At 40.7% G+C, this 5,342-nt stretch carries 2 protein-coding genes; both read right to left on the minus strand.

Annotated features, from left to right (window positions below; genetic code table 11):
* Nucleotides 1-61 precede the first annotated feature (61 nt).
* Nucleotides 62-352: a hypothetical protein gene (locus tag ACTS4L_RS11070; protein WP_440617911.1), complete on the minus strand. Its 291-nt coding sequence runs from the start codon at nucleotides 350-352 to the stop codon at nucleotides 62-64.
* Between the two features lie 415 nt (nucleotides 353-767).
* A complete protein-coding gene (locus ACTS4L_RS11075) occupies nucleotides 768-5,129 on the minus strand; it encodes an RCC1 domain-containing protein (RefSeq protein ID WP_440617910.1) in 4,362 nt (1,453 codons plus the stop codon).
* Between the last annotated feature and the right edge of the window lie 213 nt (nucleotides 5,130-5,342).

Here is a 5,342-nt window from a genome sequence, read left to right on the forward strand (position 1 = left end):
AAAGCTTAGTTGCGTGAGCTAACAATTAGATCGACTGATTGAAAATTTAATGTTTAAAACTCTAAACTTCAGAATGCAATACTTTATTATCAACATTTTCGACTTCAATGACTAAGTTAAGCTCTTGCTCAAGAAGTGTTCGTGAGCCAGTATATGTTGTTTCAATATTTAGCACACAGCTGTCATTAGCACTTAATATAGTTTGTGTCACAGAACCATCTTCATTGGTAATAAGGCAGCTTTTTTCTGATTTGTCAGCCACATATTTTAGTGATAGTCCATCAATTTGTGGATCGATATGTGCGCCTATTACTTTAACGTTATCTTGTTGTGGATCATTTAAACCAGCCATAAGATGATAAGTGGTTTCTGTGCTTAAACGTTGCTTATTGATGCCAATCCCTTGCGCTTTAATGCTAGAGGCAGGCGCTAATAACGTTTCATTGGTAAGTTTAGTGCTACTTATGACTGGCTCTGGTGATGGGGCTCACGCTCCACCGCCACAGGCGCTGATTAAAGAAGTGCTTAGCACTGAAGGTAATAGCTTAATAAGTGTTTTATATTTCATTACAAGTTTCCTTAAAGTGAATCAAACTTTTTCATGTGGCTGAATGATAAAGCAGTAAATTGATTGGGAAAACGACAGATCATGCGTTGATCTGTGCGTAATGTGTGCAGGTTAAATAGGGGCTACATAGGAAAAGCCAAAAGCAAAAAAGCCCGCAGTAGCGGGCTTAGGGTATGGTTAGTATGAGTTAGGCGAGAGATTAGTTGTTATAAGGATAAACCACTTTTGGGGTTGTCACGTAGGCAGAGGTTACATTAGTCCCTGTTTTATAATCGCGATTACTTCCCCAGCAGTATGCTTTATCTTTATTGCTAATGAAGCAGTTATTACCAGCAAGCGATTTTACTGTCTCATCTGCCGCTAACTCGCCTTGAGCAACTGCTACGGGCACGCTAGTGTTAGTTCTATTGCCATTACCTAAGTCATAGTTTTGGTTATCACCGAAGCAATAGGCTTTATTATCCGCAAGTAAACACGTACTTCTAAAGTTAGCTGAGATATCCTGCAATGTTGCATTGGCAGGGATTACGCCAGCTTTGACCTGAACTGGTGTTGTGCGTTTAGTCGTTGAACCATCACCTAATTGACCGTATCTATTATACCCCCAGCAGTACGCATGATTATCGCTGGCTAACCCGCAGAAGTAATCATAACCAGATTGGATCTTGGTGTAGTAAGCCCCTTGTGGTAAGGCGCCTTGTGCAATGGCGGTTAATTTAGCAGGACCATCTTCAGCGGTGCAGTATACCCAACCATTGCTAGCAAGCGCACATGTTTCATAAGCGCTGACAATCACCTGCTTAATTGTCTCTGTTACGGGAATATCTCCTCTAGGGATTGCAACTGGATGATCAACTTCAGTACCCACTGGAATGGCGGTTGCCAGTTGATTATCACGGTTTGAACCCCAGCAATATAATTCCTCATTAGTTGAGATCGCACAAAAATGGAACTGTCCGCCAACAATGCTCTTAAACGTGATTCCATTTTGTGCAACTTTGGTGGGCTCGTAAACCATAGTTGTGCTAGAAGCTGTACCCGTTAGTCCATAAGCATTATATCCCCAGCAATAGGCTTGTCCATTATTATCCAAAGCACACGTTGTGTCTCTACTTGAGACAATCGTATCAAGCACGACATCTTCTGGCATTTGCCCTTGTGTTACAGCAACTGGTCTACGTTGATGATCAGAAAGAGGAGTTCCCCCTGTCCCTAATCTCCAATTGCTGACACTTCCCCAACAATAGGCTTTGTGATCATGTCCAATACCGCAAGAGCCATCATCCCAACTTGTTGAGACTTTAGATAATGCTTTCCACGCATAACTTTGGATATTAAAGCTTATGACAGGGTTACTAATCTCCATCGTATCATTTGCGGTAACAGTTAACTCATAGCTGCCAACAGCAAGTTCCTCAGTTGTTGTGACATGCACTTGACAAGTTAGGCTTTGTGCAGATTGTGATAATGTACAGCTGTCACTTTGAGCGCCATTGATTAATATCTCTGGTGAGCTTGAACTAATCGTGAAGCTTTGATCTGTTGTTGTTTCATTAAACCAGCTTTCAGGGGCATGAATCACAACATCAAAACCTAAACCAGCGACAACACCTGTGATAGTTTGACCATTAGCAACAAGCTCAGCTGAAGCAATACCGTGATCAATAATATTAACCGTGCCAATATTAAGATCATTTTGTGCCAAGTTGCTATTGTCTCCCATATCTAGCACCAATCCATACTCTGCCGGTGTACTGTTATCAGAAATATCTAAGCCTACGTAGCAATAAGCGCCACTGGCAACGGCAGCACCACTTAAGCAGCTTGGGATAAGGGTTGGATCGCTCAATTGTAAACCACTTAGCGTTTCACCGGTAAGATGATAATTCGCAATGTCCGTTGATGGTAACCAAGCAACATATGCCTCATTATTGATGATTTTCAAATCATAGTGCTTAACGCCAGTTAATGGTACATTGATCGCTGCTTGTGGGGCGCTAAAGCTTACTTCATTGACAAAGTTTGTTTTGAAAGTCATTTGTAAGGTTGTCGCTAATAATCCAGATTCAACGCTAGGTGTTAGTGTGAGATTAAAGTGATTTCCTGGTTGTTCATTAGCGTTAGCAGCAGCATGAAAAGCCACATAACAAGTCATACCACTTGCTAATGTCATCGCATCTTCACACAAGGTCATCTCTGGTGATGAAGCTTGTGAAGATAGGGTGACACCCGTTGGTAGGTTTTGCTCAAAGCTTATTACTTGGGCTACGCTTGTATTATTAGTCATTGGAATGTAACGTACACCAGGTTCAGTAAAGACAACTTCTTGCGTAAATGCACCATCATCAAAGCTAGGATAAAGCGCATTCGTGATGCTTGGGTAAAATACGGTTGCAGCATTATTAGCAGCGATACCGAAGACCTTATCCAACGTTGCGTTAGCATCATTATTGGCAATAACTTCTGCTTGATGTGTCATCATCGCCTGTTGCAAATCAGCAATGGTTTTACCCTCCAATAATGGTAAAGTAAGTGATTGTGATTGATTGACGCCAAGCATTACGAATGTATCAAGCGTCTGAAAGTCAACAATATCGCTTAACCATTGAGGTGCTGCAACACTTAGGTATTGTAATGCTTGTGTTGCATTATTTGTTAGGCTTAGATGTAAGCCTTCTGTATCAACCGTCACGGTATTACTACTTAACTGTGATAGTACATTGAGATCGACAAGCCCACTAATATTTGCCTCAGGATCGTTGATATCAACGACATTGATATTGAGTGTTTCAGTATCTGTACTTGCATCATCCCATTGAATAACTAAATGGTTAAGAAGGCTTTTATTGGCTAAATCCACACCTGAAATATCAATCTTTGCAACGCAAGGTGAGCTGATAATGCTACCGATTTGACAGCTGTTTTCAACACTGGTATCTAAAGTATAAGGCATTTTAAATGGCAGTTCAAAACCGTATAGCTTCTTTGCCTCCACTGGTGAAAGTATCACATAGATTGAGGCATCTTTACCTGAGACAAATGCATTTGGTGTGCGTGTTGCATCAATAAAGATTCCGTTATCGCTATAGTTTGGCAAGGTGACTTCGGTAGTTGTATTGCTGTTATTGATGACTAATTTAAGCGGTTGAATAACTTGTGAGATGGCAACAGATGGGTTAATCACAACAGAGCAGCTCATGCCAGGGGCAACAACATTACCGGTTAAGCATGATGAGCTTTCTAAAAGACTCATTTGATTACTAATGTCTTTGCCAGTTGCATCATAAATTTTATAATCATCTGTAAGCGTTGATGGTTTAAAATTAACGTTGCCATTATTTACCAATTTAATCATGCTATCATGATGATCAATTAAAACACTTAATGGATCAATGCTTAGCATAACCGTGGTATCCATTGCCAAATTTGTCGTTAAATCATCAAGGTGATACATCGAGTCGGTAACAAAGGTGACTGCCGTTTCAAAGTTTGAAATACCTGTATTACTGACTTCAGGAGTGACAATGACTTTAACTTGACAGCTTGCGCCTGCTGCTAGTGGCAATGTGCATAGTGAAAAATCAGCACTTACGCCATCAACAACGGGAGAAAATTGTGCATCAATGCTATTGATGGTATCAGTGGTTACGTTTTTAAGCGTAATCATTTTTTCTAAGTCGCCATTAGCATTAGGTACAAAATTGTTCTGACTATTTTCAGCAGATAAAGTAGACAAATTAAAAGAGGGCGTCAGCTCTACTTTTTGTGCTTTTTGTTCGTTGGTTTTAACATGTAATAAGCTTTCTACTAATGCTTGATCTAATCCATTTTTCCAGGCTTTCAGTGCAGCAAGTGCTTCAGCAGAATTATCTAGCTCAAATTTTAAGGTTGCTGTTTGCCCACTCTCTAGAGTTGAAATGCTATTTAAAGCATGGATGTATGCACGCACAGATTCTGGAAAAACCATTTGCGGGTGCTGTAGTACTTTTTGTGATGTGTTGACGATATCAATCGATGTTTGTAGTCCAGGTGAGAATGAACCTACACTCATTACTTGAATATCAGAATGATTAAATAGTGCATCACTATCCGCTTTAAAGTTGATATCGATTGGTGTTGTTACGGTACCTGTTGTCGTTTCATAGATAAGGCTACCATGATAACTTGCATTATCAGCTGTTGATGTAACTTCATAATGATCTTGGCATTGCTCGCCAGCACTTAGCTGTAATCCTTCATAACAGCCGCTATTGCTCTCAAGCGCATTGGCTTGCACTGTGGTTAATTGTGGCGAGAAGTATTTTTTAATGATTTGCGCAGGTTCTGCACTCATGCCAAGTGTAGCAACCTCTGCGGTGAGTTGTGTGTTGTATAATGCTTTTTCACCATTGATGACATTATCAGGTGTATCAAGCGTTACCGCTGCATTGATTTTTGTTTGTGTTGTTGGCGTACCTTCTGCAGAACTACCTCCGCCGCCACCGCAAGCAGTTAATGAGATACTGCCAAGAGATAGTGCACAAAGAGTATAGAGTTTGTTAAGTTTTGTGATCTTCTTCATAATGTTTTCCTCGAAAGTTGTTGAACATCGCAAGATGACAATTGGTGATCACCTTGTGTGGTCGCATTATGAACAGAATGAGTAGTTAGAGACAGGTCATATGTTGCACCGATTGTTGCGTTTTGTGTACACTGTTCAGAGGACAGAGGACAGAGGACAGAGGACAGAGGACAGAGGACAGAGGACAGAGGACAGAGGACAGAGGACAGAGGA

It is taken from the genome of Cysteiniphilum sp. 19S12-1, assembly GCF_052030685.1.
Taxonomy (GTDB): Bacteria; Pseudomonadota; Gammaproteobacteria; order Francisellales; family Francisellaceae; genus Caedibacter.